We start from the raw sequence: 23,253 nt of genomic DNA on the forward strand, positions 1-23,253 counted from the left end.
AACCGCGTTCTGTGGACGACCCGCGAAGGCCGTCCACAGGCGGCGGTCACCCGGCGCGCACGATCGCCACCGAACGGCCCGGCAGGACCAGGTCGTCGCCGTTCGCGTGGATCTCCTCGTCCGAGGCCAGCAGCAGCCGCCCGTGCGGCAGCCGTACGTTGGTGCGGCCGGGGCCCAGGTTGGCGGCGATCCGCAGGGAGCCGCGGTGCACCACCAGCCAGCGGGCGGCCTCGTCGAAGTCGACGTGCACCCGGGTCAGCCTCGGGTCGGTGAGCTCGGGGAGCACCTTGCGCAGCGCGATCAGGTCGCGGTACCAGGTGAGCAGCGAGCGGTGCCGGTCGATCTCCAGCTCGGACCAGTCCAGCTTGGAGCGCAGGAAGGTCATCTTGTCCTGCGGGTCGGGCGCCTTGGCCGCCCAGTCGTCGTAACCGTGGTCCACGAACTCCCGCCGCCTGCGGTCCGCCTCGGTGGAGGCGAGCTGCGGCTCGACGTGGTCGGTGAAGAACAGGAACGGCGACCGCGTCCCCCACTCCTCGCCCATGAACAGCATCGGGGTGAACGGCGAGGTGAGCAGCAGCCCGGCGCCCACCCGCAGCAGCTCGGCCGGCAGCCGGTCGCCCTCCGCCCGGTTGCCGATCTGGTCGTGGTTCTGCACGGCGCAGACGAAACGGTAACCGGGCACGTGCCGGGCCGGGCGGCCGTGGTGACGCCCGCGGAAGGTCGAGTAGGTGCCGTCGTGCAGATAACCCGAGGTGAGCGTCTTGGCGAGCACGGCGAGCGAGCCGAAGTCGCCGTAGTAGCCGTGCCGTTCGCCGGTCAGCGCCGCGTGCAGGGCGTGGTGCACGTCGTCGTTCCAGGCCGCGTCGAGGCCGAGCCCGCCCGCCTCGATCGGGGTGACCAGGCGCGGGTCGTTCATGTCCGACTCGGCGATCAGCGTGAGGGGGCGCCCGAGGGCAGCAGCCAGCAGGTCCACCTCCACGGCCAGCTCCTCCAGCAGGTGCACGGCCCGCTTGTCGTGCAGCGCGTGCACCGCGTCGAGCCGCAGGCCGTCGATGTGGAAGTCGCGCAGCCACTGCAACGCGTTCTCGATGAGGTAGCGGCGCACCTCGTCCGAGCCCGGACCGTCCAGGTTGACCGCCTGGCCCCAGAAGCTGCCCAGCCCCTCGTGGAAGTAGGGGCCGAAGGGATGCAGGAAGTTCCCCGACGGGCCCAGATGGTTGTAGACGACGTCGAGGATCACGCCGAGCCCGGCCCGGTGGCAGGCGTCCACGAAGACCTTCAGCCCGTCGGGCCCGCCGTAGTTCTCGGTGACCGCGTACAGGTCGACCCCGTCGTACCCCCAGTTGTGCCGTCCGGGGACCGGCGGCACCGGCATGACCTCGACGAAGTCGACGCCCAGGGAGACGAGATGGTCGAGCTTGCCGGCGGCGGCGGCGAAGGTGCCCTCCTGGGTGAAGGTGCCGACGTGCAGCTCGTAGATCACGGCCCCGCGCAGGTCACGGCCGTGCCAGTCGTGGTCGCTCCAGGTGAACCTGTCGTGGTCGTAGAGGCGGCTCGGGCCGAACACGCCGTCGGGCTGCCGCCGGGTGCGCGGGTCGGGGCGCGGATCGCCGCCGTCCACCCGGAACGCGTAGTCCGTGCCGTGGGCCGCCCCCGCGACCTCCGCACACCACCAGCCGCCCGCACCCCGTCGCATCGGGTGGCGGGTACCGCCGATCTCCACCTCTACCGTGTTGGCGCCGGGTGCCCAGACCTCAAACATCGTCGGCGACGTCCCCTTCCAGTAGTGCGACCGGATACCGCGCCAGCAGGTGGGCCAGCGGGACCCGGCCGGTGTGCACGCAACCGGTGAGCAGGTCCTGCCACCGGCCTCGGGGCAGGGCGAGCGTCGTGCTCCCCCAGCCCCCGGAACGCGCGAGCCGCACCGGCAGCCGGGTGGCCACCGCGACGGCCCGCTCACCGCGGGCGAAGGCGAACGCGTGCTCCGCCGCGCTCCCCTCCGCGAACAACGGCACGTACGGCCGGCCGTGTCCCAGCCGGGCGCGCAGGTTGAGCGCGCCGCGGGTGAGGAGCAGCTTGGCGGCGTCCCACTCCGAGGCCGGTTCGGGCGGGTAGCGCACCGGGCGCCGGTTGTCCGGGTCCACCAGGGAGAAGTCGGTGACCTCGTTGCCCTGGTAGACGTCGGGGACGCCGGGCATCATGAGCTGCACGATCTTCTGGCCGAGCGAGACGGTCATGGCGAAGGGCTCGATCCGGGCGGCGAACTCCGCGATCTGCGGCCCGCATTCGAGGACCGCGCGCTCGGCGAAGACGCGCAGCCCGCGCTCGTACTCCGGGTCGGGGCCGACCCAGGAGGTGGCCGTCTTGGCCTCCCTGGCCGCCTTGAGCAGGTAGCCGGTGAACCGCTCGGCGGAGATCGGCCACGCGCCCAGCAGGTTCTGCCAGCCGAGGTAGTCCAGCGCCGGGTCGAAGGAGACCAGGCCGGACCACTCCTCGACCGCCTTGGCCCACTCCTGCGGCAGCTCCGACAGCACGGCGAGCCGGGCGCGCACGTCCTCGGAACGCTTGGTGTCGTGCGTGGACAGGGTGGTCATCGTGCCCTGCGGCAGCGCGGCGCAGTGGGCGTGGAACCGCTCCGGGGTGACGCCGAACCGGTCCGGCTCGCCGCCCACCTCGTTCAGGCAGGCCAGCGGGTACCAGCGGTACAGGGCGGTGTCCTCGACGCCCTTGGCCATGACCGGGCCGCAGGTCTGCTGGAAGCGCACGACCGCCTCCGGCGTGCCGTACAGCACCCGCTCGGCCACCTCGGCGAGGCCGCGCTCGTCGCCCAGCCGGGCGGCGGCGGCGCCGGCCGCGGCCCTGACCAGCTCGGCCGACTCCGCCGGCACCGGCTCGCCGGGCACGGCGTAGGCGCGGTAGACCGGCATGGCGGCCAGCAGTTCGACCACCGCCTCGCGCACCCCCGGCCCGCCGACCAGCGCGGTGAGACGGTCGATCTCGGCGCCGAAGAACAGGTCGATCGCGTGCCGTTTGGACTCGTAGGCCACCGCCGCGTAGTCCTCCGGCATGCCGGTCAGCCGCAGGAACAGCTCCACCAGCGGGCCCTTGCCCTCGGGGTCGACGAACAGCCCGGTGATCCGGTTGAGCGTGTCGTAGCCGGTGGTGCCGGCGCACGGCCAGTCGGCGGGCAGCCGTTCCGGGCCGACGAGGATCTTCTCGGCGACCGTCCACACCCCGCCGGACCGTTCGGCGAGCCGCCGCAGGTAACCGCGCGGGTCGGCCAGGCCGTCCGGGTGGTCGACCCGCAGCCCGTGCACGATCCCCTCGTCGACCAGCGACAGGATCACCTCGTGGGTGGCCTCGAACACCTCCGGATCCTCGACCCGCAGCCCGATCAGCGACGCGACGTCGAAGAACCGCCGGTAACCGGGGCCCTCCCGGAAGGAGACGAGCGCGTAGTGCCGCGCCGGGTGCGGGAACTCGTGGTCGTGGTAGCGGACCACTTCGCCGTCCGGGTGCGGCGGGTGCTCCGCGACGTCGTCGCCGAGCACCGGCATCGCCACCCGCCCGTCCCGCCAGTCGATGTCGAACCACGACGCGTACGGCGACGCCGGGCCGTCCTTCAGCACCGACCAGAGCTGGGCGTTGCCCGACTCCGGCACCGGCACCGTCATGTGGTTGGGCACGATGTCCACGACGACGCCGATGCCGTGCTCCGCCAGCCGCCCGGCCATCGCCCGCAGGCCGTCGATCCCGCCGAACTCGGCGCGCACCCGCGAGTGGTCCACCACGTCGTACCCGTGCAGGGACGTGGGGACGGCCTGCAGGATCGGCGACAGGTAGACGTGGCTGACGCCGAGGTCGCGCAGGTAGGGCGCCAGCTCGGCCACCTCGGCGAATCCGAGGTCGGGGGTAAGCTGGACCCGGTAGGTGGCGGTGGGCACGTCCGCCCGCGCCGGCCGGCCGGGCTCCGGCGCGCTGGAGCCGGGCTCCGGCGCGCTAGACACGACGCAGCACCCGCACCGAGCGACCGGCCACGGCCACGCCCTCGCCGGCCCGGCAGGCCCGGGTGTCGAGGGTGATCGGCATCGCGGTGTCGATCTCGGTCAGCCACATCTCGCCGTAGTCCTTCGGGATGGTGAACTTGATGACGTCGTGGTGCGCGTTGAACATCAGCAGGAAGGAGTCGTCGCGGATCCGCCTGCCCCTGGTGTCCGGCTCGGTGATGGCGTCGCCGTTCAGGAAGACCGCCATCGAGCGGGCGTAGCCCACCTTCCAGTCGGCGTCCGTCATCTTCTCCCCGCCCGGGGTGAGCCAGGCGATGTCGCTCAGGCCGTCCTCCTGGCCGCGCACCGGCCGGCCGTAGAAGAAGCGCCTGCGCCGGAAGACGGGGTGCTCGCGCCTGAGCTTGGCCAGCGACTTCGTGAACTCCAGCAGCAGCCAGTTCTCCCGCACGTCGGACCAGTCGACCCAGCTGATCTCGTTGTCCTGGCAGTAGGCGTTGTTGTTGCCCTGCTGGGTGCGGCCGAGCTCGTCGCCGTGCGAGAGCATCGGCACGCCCTGGGACAGGAAGAGGGTGGCCAGGAAGTTGCGCTTCTGCTGTTCGCGCAGCGACTCGACGGTCAGGCTGGCCGGGCCTTCCGCGCCGCAGTTCCAGGACCGGTTGTCGTCGGTGCCGTCGCGGTTGTTCTCGCCGTTGGCCTCGTTGTGCTTGTCGTTGTAGGAGACCAGGTCGCGCAGGGTGAACCCGTCGTGGCAGGTGACGAAGTTGATCGAGGCGGCCGGGCGCCTGCTGTCGTTCTGGTAGAGGTCGCTGGACCCGGTCAGCCGGGAGGCGAACTCCGGCAGCGCGGCCGGCTGCCCCCGCCACAGGTCGCGGATCGTGTCCCGGTAGCGGCCGTTCCACTCGGTCCACCTGGCCGGGAAGTTGCCCACCTGGTAGCCGCCGGGCCCGACGTCCCACGGCTCGGCGATCAGCTTGACCTGGGAGAGCACCGGGTCCTGCTGGACGAGGTCGAAGAAGGCGGACAGCCGGTCCACCTCGTGCAGCTCCCGGGCGAGCGTGGCGGCGAGGTCGAACCTGAAGCCGTCCACATGCATCTCGGTGACCCAGTAGCGCAGCGAGTCCATGATCATCTGGAGCACGTGCGGGGACCGCATGAGCAGACTGTTGCCGGTGCCCGTGGTGTCCAGGTAGTAGCGCGGGTCGTCCTCGACCAGCCGGTAGTAGTTGGCGTTGTCGATGCCGCGCATGCTCAGCGTCGGCCCCAGGTGGCTGCCCTCGGCCGTGTGGTTGTAGACCACGTCGAGGATCACCTCGATGCCGGCCTCGTGCAACGCCTTCACCATCGCCTTGAACTCCAGCACCTGGCCGCCGCGCTGCCCGGTGGAGGAGTAGGCGTTGTGCGGGGCGAAGAACCCGACGGTGTTGTAGCCCCAGTAGTTCGTCAGCCCGCGCTCGGCCAGCACGTGGTCGGTGACGAACTGGTGGACCGGCATCAGCTCGATCGCCGTCACGCCGAGCCCGGTGAGGTGGTCGATGATCTCCGGGTGGCCGAGCGCCGCGTAGGTCCCCCTGATGTGCTCGGGGATCTTCGGATTGCGGATGGTCAGCCCGCGCACGTGCGCCTCGTAGATCACCGTGTCCTGGTACGGCGTCGCGGGCGGCCGGTCGTGCCCCCAGCCGAAGAACGGGTTGATCACGATCGACCGCGGCACGTAGGGCGCGGAGTCGAGGTCGTTACGGCTGTCCTGCTGGCCGAAGGTGTAACCGTAGGCCGCCTGGTCCCAGCGCACCTCGCCCTCGATCGCCTTGGCGTACGGGTCGAGCAGCAGCTTCGCCGGGTTGCACCGGTGTCCCCTGGCCGGGTCGTAGGGCCCGCTCACCCGGTAGCCGTATCGCTGCCCCGGGCCGATGCCCGGGAGGTAGCCGTGCCACACGAAGCCGTCGCACTCGCTCAGCGGGACCCGGGTCTCCTTGTCGTCGTCGTCGAAAAGACACAGGTCCACGTGTTCCGCGGCCTCGGAATAGAGCGCGAAGTTGGTCCCCGCGCCGTCGTAGGTGGCTCCCAGCGGATAGGGATCGCCAGGCCAAGTCTCGGTCATCGCACCGCCCTTCAGCGGTGATTCGTTATCCCCACATGTTCCTGCCTTATGCCTGTTCCACGCGCCGCGCCACGCCGACTCCACAAGTACGGCCTGCGCCCCTCCCGCGAAGCGCAAGCCGTACGTCCTGTGTCACCGCGGCCTACCCGGCCGCCGGAGCGGTCAACCCTCACCGCCGGGCATCGGGAGCAGGATGAGATGCCCGGTGCCCGAGCAGATCCTGCACTCCTCGTCCTCGGTCACGACGAAGGAACCGTGGCACTCGGAGCACTGGACCAGCGAGTCGAACCGGCGGTCGTGGTAGAGACGCCGGGTGATGCGCCGCTCGATGCGCCAGTCCTGCGTCCATGCGAAGGAGTCGATCTCGTCGAACATCGAACGGCTCAGCCGCCACATCAGGCGATGGACCAAAAGCAGGGCGTTGTGCTGCAACCCCCGGGAGTTACCATGAATCACTGAGACTTAGCCTCCGTTTGAGCAGAAGCGCGGGGTGGTCTCTCGGCTGGGCCGATGGAGCCAACATCGGCCCAGCTCACGTCTGCGCCTCCGCCAGGCGGCCCCTGCCCGGCCTGGCGCGACCCTTCGTCCCTGTCGGGCATCGCCTCCTCTCCGTCCAGATTCAGAGGGCGTGCCGTTCACGAAGGACTCTCATCGAGTCGTCCTATCTCGTATAGTGAACGCTGCCATGATCATTGGCAAGTGCCAAATGGCGGTTGCCTCTGGCACATCCGCTGGAAGTTGCTGGCGGAAGTTGCCCGCGGCGAGTACGGTAAGCCCACTAGCATGGGAGAAACTGCACTTCGCCCGCCTTACAGGACATCGCATGCTTGACCGCCGCGAGGGGTGACAGCCCGATGGCGAACCAGACACTCGGCAGACGCCAGCTGGCCGACCGTCTGCGCAGGCTCCGGCTCGGCTCGGGGTACAGCATCGACGACGTCGCCGAGAAGCTGATGTGCCACCCTTCCAAAATCAGCAGGCTGGAGACGGGCCGCCGGGCGGCGATTCCGCGGGACGTGCGAGACCTCTGCGAGATCTACGGGGTCGCCGACCAGCGGCTGGTGAGCGAGCTGATAGAGCTGGCCCGCGAGGCGCGGCGCCCGGGATATCGGCACGAATACGACCTCGGCGACGAGACGCTTTATCCTTATAACGATTACGAGGAACAGGCCGCCACGATCACCGATTTCCAGACCTGTTACCTGCCGGCCCTGCTCCAGACGGAGGAATACGCGCGGGCGCTCATCCGCGGCATCTATCCGAAAATGGAGGAGAAGGTGCTCGAATCCCGGGTCGCGCTCCGCATGCGCCGGCAGCAGCTCCTCACCAAGGAAGGCGCCCCGCGTTTCAACGCGTTGTTCCACGAGTCGGTGCTGCACCACCGGATAGGCGGCCCCCAGGTGATGGCCCGGCAACTCGACCGGATCGTCCAGACGGCCGCGCTGCCCAGCGTTTCGGTCCGGATCGTGCCGTTCACCGCGGGCGCCTACATGGGGCTGGCCAACACCTTCGTGCTCCTGGAGCTGCCGGAGATGTCACCGGCCCGGATCGTCTATCTGGAGGGGCTCACCAAGGCCGACTACCTGGAGCGGCCGAACGAGATCACGATCTACGCCGAGGCGATCAGGAACATCACGGAGAATGCGCTGGCGCCCGACGATTCCGTGCAATTAATTAATGACCTCAAGAAGGCCATTTATTCGTAAACCGGGTTTCACGGGTCCGTGACCGAATCGTTATGGTTGGTCGAGCGGATCGTTACGCTATGTCGAAGTATCTTCGACATAAGCCCCAAGTCGCTGACGTTAAGATCCCCTCAAGCAGTTCTCTACTCTCGTTCCATCTCTTAGAGGGACACCGACAATGACGTCATCGTATCCCGCACCCGCCTCCGGCCTGGAGTGGCGGACCGCAACTCGTTGCGGAGGTGGCAACTGCGTTCAAGTTGCCTTTACCGGGAGAAGTGTTCTGGTACGCGATTCGAAGGACCCCGACGGTCCGGTCCTGACTTTCAGCACACCAGAATGGCAGGCGTTTTTGTCCGCCACCCGACAGGGTGACAACGACATGAAGCCCTAAAAGGGCGGCTGAACCTGCGGACGGAGGGGCGGGCTCACGATATCCGTCGACCCGCTCCTTCCAGCGCGGAACCCCACTTCAACCTCTCTGGGAACTCAGGCCCCTGCGATCCGTCCGGTCACGTGGACCCGGCCCGATCGCCAAGGCCATGTAAAATGAGAGCCGGGCGCGGTAATTCGGTGACACATGCTGTCGATCTTTGCCCGGAGGAATGGCATGAAGGACCGGCCGAGTTTTCTCGGCGCGACCTGGCATTCGCCGTTGTGCAACGGCGGGGCCTGCGCCAACGCGGCCCGCCAGGACGACTGGATCGCGATCAGGGACAGTAAGAATCCCACGCCATTCCTGATCGTCTCCTGTCCCACGTGGTCACAGTTGATCACCGCCATCAAGTCGGGCCGGCTGACCCGGCCCGCGCCAGGACGGCACGACGGCGTGCCGTTCGCGGCCTGGACGAGCGATACACCCCTGGACGACGCCGACCGGCTGGAGATCGCCTTCACCGGCGACCTCGTGCTCCTGCGGTGCGACGACGAAGGCGCCGTGCTCCGCTTCTCCGCCGAGGAGTGGGACGCGTTCGCGGCGGCGGTGCGGGAGCGGCGGTTCGACGCCGACCGGATGTGAGGGTCAGGGGGCGAGGGTCTTGCGCAGCCGGTCGGTGTCCGCGCCGGTCCAGCCCGGGGGCGGGGCGACGGCCGCCCAGCCGTTCACCACGTTGACGCCGTACTGGTGGCCGTGCCCTGGCGGCACGTAGTTCGCGAACGCCAGGTCCACCACGACCTGCCAGAACGTCACCACCGGGTACCAGCGCATGGCCGGCGCCACATCCGGCCCGCGCGGCGCCTCCAGCCAGCCGGGTTTGCGCCACAGCAGGTCGGGGCTCCACCACACCACGGGGTCGGAGGCGTTCTGCAGGTAGACGACGTGCGCGCGGGCGAAGGGGGTGAAATCCGCCGGGAACTGGCCGAAGAGCACCTCGGAGCCGCCCTGGTAGACCGGCCGCCACATGGGCGTGCCGGGGTCGCGCCGCTCGGTCACCCGCCGCCAGATGGGGTCGGCGTTGGGCGGGCCGACCAGTAAGGCCCCGTCGGTGCGGGCCAGCAACGCGTCCAGGGTGCCGAACGCCTCCTCCATCGCGTACGACCCGAGGCTCTCGCCGGCGACCAGGAACTTCGGCCGGGAGTCCGCCGGCAGCGTCGCCAGCTTCGCCTCCACCGCCCGCACCAGTGCGACCGCGGCCTGCGCGGCCTTGGTCCGGTCCACCACGAAGGACAGCCAGCTCGGCAGGTAGGAGTACTGCATCGCGACGAGCGCGGAGTTCCCCGCGTACATGTACTCCAGGGCGTCGGCGATGTTCGCGTCCACCCAGCCGGTGCCGGTGGTGCCCATCACGACGAGCACCTGGCGGCGGAACGCGCCGGTCCGCTCCAGCTCACGTACGGCGAGGCGGGCCTGGCCGTCGTAGGACGTCGCGGACTGCAGGCCCACGTAGACCCGGACCGGGTCCATGGCGGGCTTGCCCGCGAAGGCGCTCAGCTCGGTCCGGGTGGGCGCCCGGCCGGTGAAGTCGCGTCCCTCCCTGCCGAGGGTCTCCCAGGGCACCAGGGATCCGGGGCCGCCGGCCAGAAAGGGTGACCGCGGTCTCGTCACCCCCAGGTCCGTCCCTCCGTTGACCAGGGACGAGGTGTTGTTCATGCCTTCGATGAAGTTGGCGAAGACCACGTCGTTGGCGAAGAGGCTGACCAGGAGCACGGCCACCACCAGGCCGACGACCTTCGCGACCATCCGCGGGATGAACCGGCCCAGCAGGCTGATCAGCTTGCGGGTGCCGAGCCGGATCGACCGGCTCAGCGCCACCAGCACCGCGAACGTCGCCAGCGCGATGACCGCGATCACCGGCTGGTACCAGGAGATGTCGGTGTCCATGGCCATGGTGCGCCGGACCTCGCGCTGCCACTCCGAGCTGTAGTAGAGCACCAGCACGCACAGCGCCGTGCCCGCGACCAGCAGCAGCCGCCAGGCGAACGCGCCCGCCCGCGGGCTGGGGACCAGCCGGGTGAAGCGGCGCACCAGGGCGCTGATCGTGCCGCCCAGGCCGTAGCCCGCCGCCGCGGTGACGCCCGCGACGACCCCCTGCAGGAACCAGGAACGCGGCAGCAGCGACGGGGACAGGGAGGCGCAGAAGAATCCCACGGCGACGAGGGTCCCGGCGATGTCGAGCCTCCTGCGCACGACACGAGAGGAGCCGTCGCCCGTGGGCGGCGTCCCGGCACGCTCCGCCGTACGATCCTCGACCCGGTCCTGCACCGGCGGCCCCCGCTGACGATCAGGTGTTCGTACAGCCGACCCTAGCCCCCCGGCGGGCCATCCGTGGCGGCCAGGTCGGCTTATACCATCAAGATCGACTTGTCGCGCCCTGTCCGCCGGGGACGCCCACGGCCTCCGGGGCGGCTCGCGGGGCCGGGCGGGCCGCCGCCCACACGCCCAGGGCCAGGAGCGTCACGATCTCGGTGACCACCAGCCCGCGCTCGACCAGGCCGAGCGGCATGGCCCGCCACCACGGCAGGCCCTGCCACGACGCCACCGCCATGACGCCGGTGATCCCGACCACCCACAGCGACGACCCCAGCCCGAGCCACGCCACCACCCGCCCCAGGGGCAGCCGCCAGGCCCGGCGGCTGATCAGCAGCGCGGCGATCGGCAGGCTGACGAACGCCATCACGCTGCCGACCCGATGGATCGTGCCGCCCAGGCTCGGCCCCACCGACCAGTCGTGCTTGGGGAACACCGCGACGACGGCCAGCCCGACGCACCACGTGACCAGTGCGAGCGTCCCCACCGAGAACGCCGCCGCGATCCGCCGCCGCACCAGCGACACCGCGATCACCGCGGAACCGGCCGCCACCAGCCCCACGGCCGCCCCGAACAGCCAGCCGTCCGGCCCCAGCCCGTGCTCGCTGATCGTCCGCCGCCACGGATTCACCTCGTCCGCGTAACGCACCTCCAGCCCCAGCACCACCGCGACCGCGACCCCCACCACGCCCACTCCACCCCACGCCGCCCGCTGCACGCCCACCTCCCTCACCACGCCAAGGCGCCCATGATCCCCCACCACCGATAAAAACGATGTATGTCGTCCCCCGCGGGAGGGCGGAGGGCGCGACGCCGCGCGGCCATTCCCGGACGTGGGGCACAGGCCGAAGAGGGCGGGCGCAGGTGGGCATGGGTGGGGACGCGGCTGGGAGCGGTCGCGGCGCCGCGTGGTGGCTCCCGCCGGACGTGGGGCACGAGCCGGAGGGGCGGGCGATGGGTGGGCGTGGGTGGGGGACGCGGTTGGGAGGGGGTGCGGTTTTGCTGGGTGGGTGGGGGTTATCTGGGGCCGAGGAGTCCTGAGGTGATGCCGACGAGGATGTCGGCGTCGAGGAGGCGGCCGGAGTCGCCGCCGAGGAGGGGGAGGCCGAGCGAGGCCGAGACCCTGACGTCCAGGAGGGGGGCGTTCTCGCGGGCCGGCGGGTCGGGGAGGCCGGGGCCGGGGCCGGGGTCCGCTGCGGCGGGCGGGGGCGGGCCGGGGGCTTCGGGTTCCTGGGCCGGGGGCTGCGGGTCCGGCTGCGGCTCGGGGGCGGGTGCCGCCGCCTCCCCTCCATCGGGCTCGGGCAGGTCGGGCTCGGTGTCCAGGCTCGGCGGTTCGTCGGCCGGGCCGGGGTCCTCGACCGGCGGCGGGCCGGGGTCGGCGGGCTCCGGATCCGGGTCGGCGGCAGGCGGTCCGGGGTCGGGCCCGTCCGAACCGGGGCCGTCGGAACCGGGGCCGTCGGAACCGGGGCCGTCGGAACCCGCGCCGTCCGAACTGGAACCGTCTGAACCGGAACCGTCCGAGCCAGAGCCGTCCGAGCCAGAGCCGTCCGAACCGGAACCGTCCGAACCCGCGCCGTCCGAACCCGCGCCGTCGGTGTCGGCGGGTGGGGCGGCGTCGGGGGGTGCGAGGGCGATCGGGGCGCGCTGGTCGACCGGGAAGTCGGCGGGGGGCTCCGGGTCGGTGGGGGCCTCGGAGGGGGTGGGGTCGGCGGTGGGTGGGGCGGAGGGGGTGGGGGTGGTGGGGAGGCGGGGGGCGGTGGCGGCGGGGCCCTGGGCTGCCGGGGTCTCGTTCGCGGAGTCGTTGATGGAGAGCACGGCGGTCACGATGCCGGTGACCGTGACGGCGGCCAGCGCGCCGGCCGCGACCAGCTTGCCGGCCGGCACGAGCACCGTCTTCACCAGGGACGACCCGGCGTGCGGCACGGCGAACTCCGCCGGCGGCACGGCGCCGAACCCGACCAGCGCGGCGGCCAGCCCGCCGAGGCCGAGCCGCCCGTTCCGCTCCCAGTCGGGGCCGTAGCGGGCGACCGCCAGTTCCTCCAGCTCGGCGAGGAACGCCCCGGCGGAGGACGGCCGGTCCCACGGCTCCTTGGCCAGCCCGTGCTCCACCAGCGGGCGCACCGGCTCCTGCACCCGCTCGATCGGCGGCGGCGTGTTCTCGTGCTGGTAGGCCAGCGCGGCGATGTCGTCGGCGTGGAAGGGGCGGCTGCCGGCGAGGCACTCGAAGAAGACGATGGTCGCCGCGTAGACGTCGGTGGCGGGGCTGGCGGGCGCCTCCTGCCACAGCTCGGGGGCCATGTACGGCGGGGTGCCGAGCCGTCGCCCGCTCTCCCCCAGCGGTACGGCGATGCCGAAGTCGACCAGCCTGCTGCCGCCGTCCACCGTGACGATCACGTTCTCCGGCTTGAAGTCCCGGTGCACGACGCCGGCCTGGTGCGCGGCGACCAGGCCGAGCAGCGCGCCCTTGAGCACGACGAGCGCCGCCTCCGGGCCGGTGGTGCCCTGCTCCCGCAGCAGCCGGCGCAGGGTCACGCCGTCGACCAGCTCCATGACGATGGCCGCGCCGTCCTCGCCTTCGACGTACTCACGCAGCCGGGCGATGTGCGGGCTGTCGATCGAGGCGATCAGCCGGGCCTCGGTCCTGAACCGTTCGACGAACTCCGGGTCGGTGAGCATCCCGCCGGACAGATACTTGATCGCGACGTGTGACCCGTCCGCGTCGTGGCGGGCGAGCACGACCCGTCCCGCGCCGCCCGCGCCGAGGTCGCGGATGTGGGTGTAGCCGGACACCTGCCACGCTCGGCGGCGGCTTCTCATGGCGGTCTCCCCTGCGCACCACTGGGCGGCGTCAATCGCATTACGTTGGGAAGTTAACGCCTGGATAGCCACATGTCGAGATCCTTTTTCCATCAAGTGGCAATAACGGCTAACCTCCTCGAATTCCGTGATCATGCCACAAATTCCAGCGTGCCGGATATATTCCTTTATCGCAGGATATGGCGGGCTTAGCGGTGGGTGCGGCGCAGCCGGATGCCGTGCGCGTCGGCTCGTTGCACCCCGCCCGCGTCCACGTTCGAGATCGGGATCAGGCCGCGCACCTGTCCGGACCGGCCACCCGCGGTGATCTTGATGATCAGCAGTCCGGGGTCGGCGCCCTGCGAGGAGTGCGGGTCGCCGGAGAGCGGGTTCGGCCCCCGGGTGGAGGCGAAGAGCCACTCGCGGTCGGGCGAGATGTCGAAGAGGTCCACGGTCGGGTCGGCGCTGTGCGGGGAGACGAGGTTCACCGTGTTCACCCGCGCGCCGGTCCTGGCGTCGAAGACCTCGGCGACGTTGGCGTCGCGGTCCGCGACCCACACATAACGCTCCCCGGCGGTGGCCGCCGTCCCGTGCGCGTCCCTGTCGTGCGACTCGTCGTCGAAGAGGCGCTGCACGGCGGGCGTGTTCGGCGGGTTGGCCGGGGAGTACCCGGTCATCGGCAGCCGGAAGACGCTGAACCCGTCCATGTTGTGCGCGGTGCCGCCGCCCCCGTCACCGAAGATCGACCCCTTGGCCTCCACGAACCCGCAGCCGTTGGGCGGGACGTTGTGCATGTCGTACTCGGCGACGATCGACATCGGCGTGGTTCGCCAGTCCACGAGCAGCATCCCGCCGCCGCGCAGGCTGACGAACACCGGGCCGTTGTCGGAGGCGATGTAGGGGCAGATGGGCGCGTTGTCCGGGCGGATTTCGGCCGACTGGCAGGGGGCGCCGTTCGGGGTGGTGCAGTTGGCCAGGTCCAGCGTGGCGGACGGCTGCTGGGTGAAGGTGCCGGAGGCGTAGTCGGTGCGGATGCGCTCCAGCTTCTTGCCGTTCTGGTTGGCGATCACGAGGTACTTGTCGTCCCTGGTCGGCCAGAGCGCGTGCGCCTGCTGCGCGCCGCCGGCGCCCGCCTCGGTGAGGACGCAGGCCAGCGGCCGGCGGGTGCTCGCGTCGAGGATGGCCACGTGCCCGCTCGCGACGAAGCCGATCGCGGCGTGCGTGTCCTTCTTGTTGAAGACCAGCATGTGCGGCCGGACCGGGTTCTTGCCGGTGGCGGCCAGGCACATCGACGCGGTGGCGCCGCCGAGGTCGATGGTCCCGTCCGGCCGGGCGTCCGGCCCCTCGTACACCCGGACGGTGCCGCCGTACCCGAGCCCGGCGGTGTCGGACTGGTCGACCAGCCACACCTCGAAGGAATCTCGCGGGGCCTCCGTCGCCCCGACGACGAAGACCATGAGCACTGCGGTCACTGCGGCTCTCCATCTGCCCATGCGCGCAGTGTCACCGCCGCCGCCGCGCGGATCAACTTCTCCCGGGGCCACAACATGCTGGCGGGAATACCGGTGCCCGATGGAACGATCGACCGGGGAATTTCTGCCAGCCTAATCCAATATTTCCGGCATAACCCGAAAAATCCGTCAAAGATCCTTTGGGCATTCTCGGCACTTTTTCCGAAATGTCTGCCTACAGTCGATCGTCAAGCCGATCAGCCACCGGGGAGGGCGACCCCCCGGCAGGCGGACAAGGAGAGATGTTGGAACGGTCCCTCCCCCGACTCGCCCCGGCGGCCGGCGGTGGACGACTCCGTTGACCACCATGGACCCCATCACCACGAACCTGCTGAGGGTCATCGAGCCGGAGCTCGGCTACCGGGAGAGAACCGACCAGCACACGAAGTTCGGCGAGTGGTACGCCCAGGCCGTCCAGGACCCGCAGTACAAGAAGGCGCCCTGGTGCGACATGTTCCTCGCCTGGGCGGCGAACCGGGCGGGTGTGCAGGAGTACGTCGGCGAGTTCGCCTGGACCCCCTCGCACGCCCGCTGGTTCGAGCAGCGTGACGCCTGGACCGGGACGCCCGAGCCGGGCGCGCTGGTGTTCTTCGACTGGTCGGGCGGCAAGGGCGCCAAGGCGATCAAGAAGATCGACCACGTCGGCATCGTGGAGAAGGTGGCCAACGGCAAGATCCACACGATCGAGGCCAACGTCGACAAGGTGTGGCTCAAGCGCAAGGTGCGCGACGAGAGCAAGGTGGTCGGCTACGGGCTGCCGCGCAAGGTCAAGGAGCACCTGGAGTCCGTGGAGCTGAAGGTGGCGCCCGGCCAGGCCCCCGGTACCACGCAGTCGCTGACCGCCGCGACGCTGCCCGACCGCTCCGACTTCTCGGCCACGCTCGTCCCCGCCGTCGGCCTGCTCTCGCTGCTGGTCGGCACCACCGTGGTGCTGGCCGTCGTCCGCCCCTTCCACACCACCCCCGGCCGGCACCGCAGGACCCGGCCGCGCGACTGACCGCCCGGCTACCGCGAGGCCGCGACCAACTGCGGGGCCAGGGTGAAGACGCGTTCCTGCTCCTCGGGGGTGCCCACCGGGATGACCTGCACCTCGGCCGCTCCGGCGTCGGCGAAACGGCGCAGCTCCCGCTCGACGGCCGCCTCGTCGCCGGCGATGATCGTGTCCCCCGGCGTCCGCGCGCCCTCCCGGTCCATGACCGCGCGGTAGCTCGGCAGGTCGCCCGCCCTGCCGTACCGCTCGTTCACCCAGCTCCTGGCGCCGTCGGGGTCGCCGGTCACCGCGACGCACACGCCGGCGATCACCTCCGGCGCCGGGCGTCCCGCCGCCCGCGCCGCCTCGGCCAGCGCGGGCGCGACGTAGTCCGCGATCCCGGCGGGGCCGAGCCAGGTGGTGACGGTGCCGTCGGACAGCTCGCCGGCCAGGCGCAGCATGCGCGGGCCGAGCGCGGACACCAGCACCGCGGGCGGTCGCGCGCCGACCACCCCGACCTCGCCCACCGCCGTCCAGCTCCGCCCCCGGTACGCCACCTCCTCCCCGCGCAGCAACGGGAGCAGCGCCTCCAGGTACTCCCGGAAACCGTCCACCGCCCCGGTGAACGGCAGGCCGTACTGCCCCTCGATGATCGCCGCGTGGCCGGGACCGAGACCGAGCCTCAGCCGGTTGCCGACGGCGGCCTGCACGGTGAGCGCCTGGGCGGCCAGGGCCAGCGGGTGGCGCGGGTAGCTGCGCACGACCGCCGTGCCGAGGCCGACGCCCGGCACCTCGCGGCCCATCACGGCGAGCATCGTGAGCGGATCCCAGCTCCCCGTCTCACCCCGCCACACCACGTCGTACCCTGCCTTGGCCGCCTCGCCGGCCCGGCGGCAGATCTCGTCGACGGTCATCCCGGAATCGTCGAACCACACTCCGATGCGCACCCGTCCTCCTCGTCGTGAACCTCGTCGTGAACGTCGTGGACCCGATCCAGTCAACGGGAGGGAAGACGCGCGACCAAGACGCGGTTGTCCTGTGCGGCGATAACGCATCGTGATCGTGGAGGCGGACGTGGAGCTGCGGCAACTTCGTTATTTCGTCACCGTCGCCGAGGAGCTGCATTTCGGCAGGGCGGCGGAGCGGCTGCACATCGTCCAGCCCGCGGTGAGCCAGCAGGTGCGCCGGCTGGAGCGGGAGCTCGGCGTGCCGCTGCTGGACCGCTCGCCGCGCCGGGTCAGGCTCACCAGCGCGGGCGAGCGGCTGCTGCCCGAGGCCAGGGCCGTGCTCGCCGCGGCCGACCGGACCGCGAGCGTGGCGGCCGAGCTGGCCCGCGCGGGCGCCGTGCGGCTGCGGATCGGCACCGCGCCCGGCCTCGGTCCCCGGCTGGAGCCCGCCCTGGCGGAGCTGCGGCGGGCCGCGCCCGGCCTGGAGGTCGAGCTGGACTACCGCCCGCCGCACGAGCGGCTGACCGCCGTCCGCGACGGCGACCTCGACCTCGCCCTCGTCCGCGCCCTGCCCGCCTCCGCCGCCGGACCTCGCCCGCCTGGCCTCCAGGTGACGGAGCTGTGGCGGGAGCCGCTCATGGTGGCGCTCCCCGCCGCGCACCCGCTCGCCGGGGCCGCCGCCGTACGGCCGGCCGACCTCGCCGGGCTGCCCGCCCGGCTGCCCGGCCGGGACTGCGACCGCTTCGTGCACGACCTGATCGTCCGGGCCTGCCGGGAGGCGGGCGTCGAGCCGCTGCTCGGCCGCCCGGCGGGCGCGCCGCACGAGACCCTGCTGGAGATCGGCGGCGGCCCGCCGGCGTGGACCGTGCTCTACCCGGCCGACGTGCCCCCGGCGACCCGTACGGTGTCCGTCCTGCCCTTCGATCCCGAGGTGCTGGTGCCCGGCTTCCTCGTCACCTCCGGCATGTCCGCCTCCTGCGCGGGCACCCTGCTGGCGGCCTTCGGCTGAGGAAGCCGGCCGTCAGGCGGTCAGGATGCGCTCGCAGGCGCGCTCGGCCAGGGCGGCGATGGTGAGCGAGGGGTTGGCGCCGCACGCGCCGGGCAGCGCGCTGCCGTCCAGGACGTGCAGCCCGGGATGGCCGAACGCCTCGCCGTACGCGTCCACGACGCCCTCGCCGGAGTGGCGGCCCAGCGGCGCGCCGCCGAGCGGGTGGACGGTGATGACCCGCCTGGCCCACCACAGCGGGTTGTCCCGGTAGTCGGCGTCCATCGTCTCGGCGATCTCCCGCATCGTCCCGCGCACCCGGTCGAAGTAGGCGCGGGACGTCGAGGTGGTCCACTGGACGTCGAGGTGCCGGCCGCGCAGCCGCATCACGCCGTCCGGCACGTCGCGGCCCATGCCGAGGAGCGGCAGCGACGCCTCCGACAGGCTGCCCCGGCCGATCAGCGCGGCCACCTGGGCGTTGATCCTGGTCCGCGGGGAGCGGGTGACCGCCGCGGCCAGCCTGGCCCAGGCGAAGATCAGCATCCGCCTGGCCTGCCCGGACACCTGGGTGGCCTCCACCAGCCAGTCCACGAACCCGGGATATCCGGCGTCCTGTACGTAGAAGCCGCGTCCGCCGGGGCCGTCCTCGCCGCGGATCGCGCTGGTGATCACCGGTCCGGTGCTGCCCCGGAGCGGGCGGTGCTCCCCGTCGGCGCCGCGCGCGCTCAGCATGAGGGAGAGCAGGTCGCCGTTGCCGCTGAACCGGGTGCCCAGCGCGTTGCTCAGGGCGGGGAGCTTCTTCCTGCTGACCAGCAGCAGGTAGGTCGTGCCGAGCGCGCCGGCGGCGAGGACCAGCCGCCTGCACCGGATGCTGCGCACCGGCAGCCGCCTGGTCCGCGTCCTGGTCCCCTCGCCGGCCGGATCGTGCACCACGTAGTGCACGAGGTAGCCGCCGCCGGGCAACGGCTCGAACCCCCGGACCTCGTGCCGGGTCCGCAGGTCGGCGCCGTGGAAGGCGGCGGCCGACAGGTAGGTGTGGTCGAGGGTGTTCTTGGCGCCGCCGTTGCAGCCGAAGTCGCACTCGGAGCTCATCCGGCAGGTGACGCGCGGCACGCCGTGCAGGTTGCCGTACGACGGCTCGGGGATGGGCAGGCCGAGCCCGGCCCGGGCGCCCGGCTCCGGCGCGAAGCTCACCGCGAGCGTGGGCAGCTCCCAGTGCAGCCCCAGCCGCTCGGCCGCCTCGCGCATCGCCGCCGTCTTGGCGCTGGCCGCGTAGGGCGCGTGTTCGTAGGGGAACCGCTGCGCGCCCATCATCCGCTCGACCTCGTCGTAGTAGGGGTCGAGGTCGTCGCGGGTGACCGGCCAGTGCTCGTAGCCGCCGCCGGGCAGCGGGCTCTCGTTCACGAACCAGCTCTCGGGCTTGCGCAGCAGCACGTTGGCGTAGATGAGCGAGCCGCCGCCGAGGCCGCTGGACACCACGGCGTCGATGCCGCGGAAACTCCACAGGTCGAACAGCCCGTGCCGGCCCTCGCTCGGGTCCCACAGGTTGCGCGCCATCGCCGCCGGCGAGCGCGCGAAGGACCCCGGCGGGTACGGCTTGCCGCGCTCCAGCACCACGACCTGGCGACCGGCCTCCGCGAACCGGTGGGCCGCCACCGACCCTCCGAAGCCCGATCCCACCACGACGACATCGGCGTGCTCGTCCATCGGTTTCCCCTCCGCGTCTCCCGAACACGTGTCACCGCCACGTGTCATCGCCACGTGTCACCGCCAGGTGTTCCCGATCACTCCCCGAAGCGAGAGGATTCCAGACTGCTCTTTCCCACCTGCTTGTCAAGCGAGATCCCGAGATACACACTGCGGAGTGTTCCACCACGCACCGGAGCAGGCAGACTACGGAAAGCAGGCTGAATCGGCATGGACGAGGGCGCACTCCTGGAACGCACGGTGCCCTTCACCGCGGGTGACGGCACCGAGCTCAACCTGATCAACGTCCGCGGGGCGGCCCCGCCCACCCGGGGTCCCGTCGTGCTGGTGCACGGCGCGGGCGTGCGGGCCGGCGTCTTCCGGGCCCCGCTGCCGGTCAACCTGGTGGACACCCTGGTCGCCCGGGGGTACGACGTCTGGCTGGAGAACTGGCGGGCCAGCATCGACCTGCCGCCCACGAGCTGGACGCTGGACCAGGCGGCCCGCCACGACCATCCGGCCGCGGTGCGGAAGATCGTCGAGGAGACGGGCGCCGAGACGGTCAAGGCCGTCGTGCACTGCCAGGGTTCGACGTCCTTCATGATGTCCGCCTGCGCCGGGCTGCTGCCCGAGGTGGACGTGATCGTCTCCAACGCGGTGTCCCTGCACACGGTGGTCCCGCCCTGGTCGGAGGCCAAGCTGCGCTACGCCGTGCCCGTGGTGCACCGCCTGCTGCCGTACCTGAACCCGGCGTGGGGCGACTCCCCGCCGCCGGGCGCGGCGAGCATGCTGACCCACCTGGTCAAGGCCGGCCACCACGAGTGCGGCAACACGGTGTGCAAGATGGTGAGCTTCACCTACGGCAGCGGCTTCCCGGCCCTGTGGCGGCATGAGAACCTCGACGCGAAGACGCACGACGCCTGGATCCCACGCGAGTTCGGGCCGGTGCCGCTGACGTTCTTCCAGCAGATGGCCCGGTGCGTGCGGCGCGGCCACCTGGTGTCCTACGAGCGGGTCAAGGGGCTGCCCGACGACTACACCGCCCAGGAGCCGCGGACCGCCGCCCGGGTGGTCTTCCTCGCCGGGGAGCGGAACCGCTGCTTCCTGCCCGAGAGCCAGCGCAGGTCGCACGCGTTCTTCTCGCGGTTCCGCCCGCGTTTCCACTCCCTGCACGTGCTGCCCCGTTACAGCCACCTCGACATGTTCCTCGGCAGGCACGCGCACCGCGACGTCTTCCCGCTGATCGTCAGGGAGCTGGAGCGTCCGGGCTGACCTCGTGTCCCGCCGGGGCGGACACCGGCAGGGTGAGCACCATGCTGAGGCCGCCGCCCGGCGTCTCCTGCGGGATCAGCGTGCCGTTCATGGCCTCGGCCAGCCCGCGGGACAGCGCGAGGCCGAGGCCGACGCCGGAGTGGGTGTCCCGGTCGCCCAGCCGCTGGAACGGCAGGAACACCCGGTCGTACGCCTCGCGCGGGATGCCGGGTCCCCGGTCGACGATCCTGATCTCCAGGGTCCCCGCGTACCTGCTCGCGGTGACCAGCACGCTTTCGCCCGGCGGGCTGTAGCGGACGGCGTTCGACATCAGGTTGACGAGGATGCGCTCCAGCAGCGCGGGATCGGCGAGGACGTCGGGCAGGCCGGCGGAGACCTCGTCGCGCACCCGCCCGGCGAACGCGCCCAGTTCCTCGATCGCGTGCGGCACGATCTCCGCGAGGGCGACCGGTTCCGCGGCGACGCCGAGCACCCCGGCCTGGAGGCGGCTCATGTCGAGCAGGTTGGCCACCAGGCGGTCGAGCTTGACCAGCGACTCGTCGGCGGTGGCCAGCAGTTCGGCGCGGTCCTCGTCGCTCCAGGCGATCTCGGCGCCGCGCAGGCTCTCCACCGCCGCCTTCGCCGACGCGAGCGGGCTGCGCAGGTCGTGGCTGACCGCGGCGAGCAGCGCGGTGCGCATCTTGTCGGCCGCCGCGAGCGGCGCGGCCCGCTCGGCCTGCTCGGCCAGCCGCCGCTGCCGCAACGCGACCGCGGCCTCCGCGGCGAACGCCTCCAGCACCCGCCGGTCGGCGGCGTCCAGCAGCCTGCCGCGCGCGGTGAGCACCAGGTCCTCGTCGATGACCACGTCGGTGTCGGCCTGGGCGGGACATTCGCACGGCGCGCCGCCCGCCGTGGCGACGACCTGCCACGCGTCCGCGTCGGCGTGGTCGCCGGGCCCCGGCTCGGCGCCGGGCCGCCGCTCCAGCAGGGTCACCGAGGCCAGGCCGAAGGTCTCCCTGAGCCGGGCGAGCAGCGAGGGCACCCCGGCCTCCCCGCGCAGCACGTGCCCGGCCAGCGTGGACAGCACCTCGGCATCCGCCCTGGCCCGCGCGGCCTCCCTGGTACGGCGGGCCGCGAGGTCCACGATCGCGCTGACCGCCGCCGCCACCAGGACGAACACGAGCAGCGCGAACACCACCTGGGGATCGGAGACGGCGAGGCTGTTGTAGGGCCGGGTGAAGAAGAAGTTGAGCAGCAGGAAGCCGCCGACCGCCGCGGCCAGCGCCGGCCACAGGCCGCCCACCAGGGCCACGCCCACCACGAGCAGCAGGAACATGAGGATCTCGCTGGGCAGGTCGGTCAGGTGCCGCAGGCCGAGGAGCGTCCCGCCGAGCGCGGGCAGGCCGGCCGCGGTCATCGCCCACCCGGCCAGCCTGCGCCGCCGGGTCAGCGCGCTGCGCATCGCCGCCGGACGCGCCCTACCCTTGCTGACCTCCTCGTGGGTGACCAGGTGCACGTCGATCGAGCCGGAGGAGGCGGCGGTGGTCATGCCCACGCCACGGGACAGGATCTGCGCGAAGCGGCCCCTGCGGGACGCGCCCAGCACAAGCTGGGTGGCGTTGACGCCGCGGGCGAAGTCGAGCAGCGCCCGCGGGATGTCCTCGCCGACGACCTGGTGGTAGCTGCCGCCCATGCTCTCCACCAGCGCGCGCTGCCTGGCGAGCCCGGCCGGGTCGGCCCCGCCGGGCCCGTCGGCGCTGGTGACGTGCACGGCGAGCAGGTCGGCGCCGGTGGTGCGGGCGGCGATCCTGGCCGCCCGGCGCAGCAGCGTCGCCCCCTCGGGCCCGCCGGTCAGCGCCACCACCACCCGCTCGCGCGCCTCCCAGGTCGCCGAGACGCCGTGCTCGGTGCGGTAGCGGTCGAGCTGCTCGTCCACCTTGCCCGCCACCCAGAGCAGGGCCAGCTCGCGCAGCGCGGTGAGGTTGCCGACCCGGAAGTAGTTCGACAGCGCGGCGTCGACCTTCTCCGGCCCGTAGACGTTGCCGTGCGCCATCCGCCGGCGCAGCGCCTCCGGGGACATGTCCACCAGCTCGATCTGGTCGGCCCGCCGTACCACCTCGTCCGGGACGGTCTCCCGCTGGGGCACGCCGGTGATCTGCTCCACCACGTCGTTGACCGACTCCAGGTGCTGCACGTTGACGGTGGAGACCACGTCGATCCCGGCGTCCAGGATGTCTTCGATGTCCTGCCAGCGCTTCTCGTGCTTCGAGCCGGGCACGTTGGTGTGCGCGAGCTCGTCGATCAGCGCGACCGCGGGACGGCGCGCGATGACGGCCTCGGTGTCCAGCTCGGTGAACTCGGCGCCCCGGTAGGTGAGGGTCCGGCGCGGGATGACCTCCAGGCCGTCCAGCAGGGCGGAGGTGCGGGAGCGGCCGTGGGTCTCCACGAATCCCACCACGACGTCCCGCCCGCGCTCGCACGCCCTGCGCCCCTGGCCCAGCATGGCGTAGGTCTTACCAACGCCGGGCGCGGCGCCGAGATAGATCCGCAGCCGCCCGCGTGGCACCTTTC

Annotated in this window: 17 protein-coding genes; 6 read left to right on the forward strand and 11 right to left on the reverse strand. The window is 71.8% G+C overall.

From position 1 onward, the window contains the following. Positions 1-46: 46 nt before the first annotated feature. From treZ to QSK26_RS01360, 4 genes are all read right to left on the reverse strand, one after another. Positions 47-1,762: a malto-oligosyltrehalose trehalohydrolase gene (gene treZ, locus QSK26_RS01345; RefSeq protein ID WP_285773059.1), complete on the reverse strand. Its 1,716-nt coding sequence runs from the start codon at positions 1,760-1,762 to the stop codon at positions 47-49. Next, the gene (gene treY, locus QSK26_RS01350; RefSeq protein WP_352244274.1) at positions 1,755-4,007 is read right to left on the reverse strand and encodes a malto-oligosyltrehalose synthase; all 2,253 of its coding nucleotides are present in this window, start codon (positions 4,005-4,007) and stop codon (positions 1,755-1,757) included. Before treY ends, treZ begins: the two co-directional genes overlap by 8 nt. Continuing rightward, positions 4,000-6,105, reverse strand: a complete 2,106-nt coding sequence (gene glgX, locus QSK26_RS01355) for a glycogen debranching protein GlgX (RefSeq protein ID WP_285773060.1) — start codon at positions 6,103-6,105, stop codon at positions 4,000-4,002. Before glgX ends, treY begins: the two co-directional genes overlap by 8 nt. 162 nt (positions 6,106-6,267) lie before the next feature. Next, the gene (locus tag QSK26_RS01360) at positions 6,268-6,501 is read right to left on the reverse strand and encodes a hypothetical protein (protein WP_285773061.1); all 234 of its coding nucleotides are present in this window, start codon (positions 6,499-6,501) and stop codon (positions 6,268-6,270) included. Between the two features lie 458 nt (positions 6,502-6,959). On the opposite strand from QSK26_RS01360, the gene QSK26_RS01365 reads away from it, so the two are divergent. The 3 genes from QSK26_RS01365 (at position 6,960) to QSK26_RS01375 (ending at position 8,808) form a co-directional block, all read left to right on the forward strand. Beyond that, complete coding sequence (locus QSK26_RS01365; protein ID WP_285773062.1) at positions 6,960-7,811, forward strand: helix-turn-helix domain-containing protein; 852 nt, start codon at positions 6,960-6,962, stop codon at positions 7,809-7,811. Between the two features lie 157 nt (positions 7,812-7,968). Then, positions 7,969-8,184 (forward strand): DUF397 domain-containing protein, encoded by a 216-nt coding sequence (locus QSK26_RS01370; RefSeq protein ID WP_285773063.1) that lies wholly within the window; start codon positions 7,969-7,971, stop codon positions 8,182-8,184. A 216-nt stretch (positions 8,185-8,400) separates the two neighbouring features. After that, on the forward strand, positions 8,401-8,808 hold the full coding sequence (locus QSK26_RS01375; protein WP_285773064.1) for a DUF397 domain-containing protein: 408 nt from the start codon (positions 8,401-8,403) through the stop codon (positions 8,806-8,808). 3 nt (positions 8,809-8,811) lie between these two features. Here the strand turns inward: QSK26_RS01375 and QSK26_RS01380 are convergent, their stop codons facing one another. The 4 genes from QSK26_RS01380 to QSK26_RS01395 all read right to left on the reverse strand — a co-directional run bounded on the left by QSK26_RS01380 (position 8,812) and on the right by QSK26_RS01395 (position 14,804). Continuing rightward, on the reverse strand, positions 8,812-10,491 hold the full coding sequence (locus QSK26_RS01380) for an alpha/beta hydrolase (RefSeq protein WP_285773065.1): 1,680 nt from the start codon (positions 10,489-10,491) through the stop codon (positions 8,812-8,814). An 88-nt stretch (positions 10,492-10,579) separates the two neighbouring features. Further along, positions 10,580-11,272: a DUF998 domain-containing protein gene (locus tag QSK26_RS01385; RefSeq protein ID WP_285773066.1), complete on the reverse strand. Its 693-nt coding sequence runs from the start codon at positions 11,270-11,272 to the stop codon at positions 10,580-10,582. Positions 11,273-11,553: 281 nt separating this feature from the next. Further along, positions 11,554-13,353: a serine/threonine-protein kinase gene (locus QSK26_RS01390; RefSeq protein WP_285773067.1), complete on the reverse strand. Its 1,800-nt coding sequence runs from the start codon at positions 13,351-13,353 to the stop codon at positions 11,554-11,556. 188 nt (positions 13,354-13,541) lie between these two features. After that, positions 13,542-14,804, reverse strand: coding sequence for a hypothetical protein (locus QSK26_RS01395; RefSeq protein WP_285773068.1), 1,263 nt, complete (start codon positions 14,802-14,804; stop codon positions 13,542-13,544). Positions 14,805-15,150: 346 nt separating this feature from the next. On the opposite strand from QSK26_RS01395, the gene QSK26_RS01400 reads away from it, so the two are divergent. Further along, positions 15,151-15,840, forward strand: coding sequence for a CHAP domain-containing protein (locus QSK26_RS01400; protein ID WP_285773069.1), 690 nt, complete (start codon positions 15,151-15,153; stop codon positions 15,838-15,840). A gap of 8 nt (positions 15,841-15,848) precedes the next feature. On the opposite strand, the gene QSK26_RS01405 is transcribed toward QSK26_RS01400, so the two are convergent. Next, a complete protein-coding gene (locus QSK26_RS01405; RefSeq protein WP_285773070.1) occupies positions 15,849-16,760 on the reverse strand; it encodes a TIGR03564 family F420-dependent LLM class oxidoreductase in 912 nt (303 codons plus the stop codon). 115 nt (positions 16,761-16,875) lie between these two features. Here QSK26_RS01405 and QSK26_RS01410 point away from each other — a divergent pair, with 115 nt between their 5' ends. Next, positions 16,876-17,769, forward strand: a complete 894-nt coding sequence (locus QSK26_RS01410; RefSeq protein ID WP_285773071.1) for a LysR family transcriptional regulator — start codon at positions 16,876-16,878, stop codon at positions 17,767-17,769. A gap of 12 nt (positions 17,770-17,781) precedes the next feature. Here the strand turns inward: QSK26_RS01410 and QSK26_RS01415 are convergent, their stop codons facing one another. Further along, positions 17,782-19,452, reverse strand: coding sequence for a GMC oxidoreductase (locus QSK26_RS01415; protein WP_285773072.1), 1,671 nt, complete (start codon positions 19,450-19,452; stop codon positions 17,782-17,784). Positions 19,453-19,662: 210 nt separating this feature from the next. Between QSK26_RS01415 and QSK26_RS01420 the strand changes: the two genes are divergently transcribed. Further along, positions 19,663-20,703: an esterase/lipase family protein gene (locus QSK26_RS01420; RefSeq protein ID WP_285773073.1), complete on the forward strand. Its 1,041-nt coding sequence runs from the start codon at positions 19,663-19,665 to the stop codon at positions 20,701-20,703. Here QSK26_RS01420 and QSK26_RS01425 read toward each other — a convergent pair. Further along, positions 20,678-23,248, reverse strand: a complete 2,571-nt coding sequence (locus tag QSK26_RS01425) for a sensor histidine kinase (RefSeq protein ID WP_285773074.1) — start codon at positions 23,246-23,248, stop codon at positions 20,678-20,680. The two genes, QSK26_RS01420 and QSK26_RS01425, sit on opposite strands and share 26 nt — an antisense overlap. Between the last annotated feature and the right edge of the window lie 5 nt (positions 23,249-23,253).

The organism is Microtetraspora sp. NBRC 13810, from assembly GCF_030268685.1.
GTDB lineage: Bacteria > Actinomycetota > Actinomycetes > Streptosporangiales > Streptosporangiaceae > BSRQ01.

Excerpts from the sequence above, each read along its gene's own strand:
- QSK26_RS01400 (WP_285773069.1), top strand. The coding sequence starts at position 15,151 with ATGGACCCCATCACCACGAACCTGCTGAGGGTCATCGAGCCGGAGCTC.
- QSK26_RS01375 (WP_285773064.1), top strand. The coding sequence starts at position 8,401 with ATGAAGGACCGGCCGAGTTTTCTCGGCGCGACCTGGCATTCGCCGTTG.
- QSK26_RS01360 (WP_285773061.1), bottom strand. The coding sequence starts at position 6,501 with ATGTGGCGGCTGAGCCGTTCGATGTTCGACGAGATCGACTCCTTCGCA.
- QSK26_RS01365 (WP_285773062.1), top strand. The coding sequence starts at position 6,960 with ATGGCGAACCAGACACTCGGCAGACGCCAGCTGGCCGACCGTCTGCGC.
- QSK26_RS01390 (WP_285773067.1), bottom strand. The coding sequence starts at position 13,353 with ATGAGAAGCCGCCGCCGAGCGTGGCAGGTGTCCGGCTACACCCACATC.
- QSK26_RS01415 (WP_285773072.1), bottom strand. The coding sequence starts at position 19,452 with ATGGACGAGCACGCCGATGTCGTCGTGGTGGGATCGGGCTTCGGAGGG.
- glgX (WP_285773060.1), bottom strand. The coding sequence starts at position 6,105 with ATGACCGAGACTTGGCCTGGCGATCCCTATCCGCTGGGAGCCACCTAC.
- QSK26_RS01370 (WP_285773063.1), top strand. The coding sequence starts at position 7,969 with ATGACGTCATCGTATCCCGCACCCGCCTCCGGCCTGGAGTGGCGGACC.
- treZ (WP_285773059.1), bottom strand. The coding sequence starts at position 1,762 with ATGTTTGAGGTCTGGGCACCCGGCGCCAACACGGTAGAGGTGGAGATC.
- QSK26_RS01420 (WP_285773073.1), top strand. The coding sequence starts at position 19,663 with ATGGACGAGGGCGCACTCCTGGAACGCACGGTGCCCTTCACCGCGGGT.